Source organism: Vibrio sp. 1069 (genome assembly GCF_033340555.1).
In genome coordinates this window covers 1-525 of sequence record NZ_JAWOWP010000919.1, presented here as the reverse complement: position 1 = coordinate 525, position 525 = coordinate 1, and the positions used below count along the sequence as shown (strand labels likewise).

1 pseudogene is annotated in these 525 nt (G+C 51.8%); it reads left to right on the top strand.

Annotated features, from left to right (window positions below):
- Nucleotides 1–525, top strand: a pseudogene (locus tag R7040_RS29810) (ATP-dependent RNA helicase); the annotation flags it as partial.

The window sequence follows — 525 nt, the reverse complement described above, 5'->3', positions numbered from 1 at the left end:
TGATGCGGTTCCAGAAAAGTCATTGAACGCAGCTCTTCTGTGTTTGCAAGCGATGGGTGCATTAGACGATAACGGTGACGTAACTGAGCACGGCAAAAAAGTCTATCCACTGCCAATTGATGCGCTATTCGCCGATCTGGTGACTCGCATTCCGACCAAAGCCGAAAAAGAAGCCATGATCGATTTAGCGGCAGCGCTCTCCGTGCCTGCACAGCTGTATCAACTGCAAAGGGGAGAGGCAGCAGAGGCACTAGAGCGAGAAGAACCTTTGGGGTGTGACGCGTCGCTAATGATTCGGTTGGTGCGTGGAGAACAGCTTCCTGCTGTGATTGTTGATACCAGTGTGCTGGAAGAAGCGCAAGGCTTAGCAAAGCAGATGCGGGACGTATTTGAATTGCCTCAATTGGAAGTGGCTTCGCGCTATCGACGAGATCAACTGACTCAAGCGATAGCGGCTTTGCATCCTGAATTGGTGTTTGTGCGCAGAGAGCGTCGCCGAGATGCACTTGGCAATGGTTCGATGGA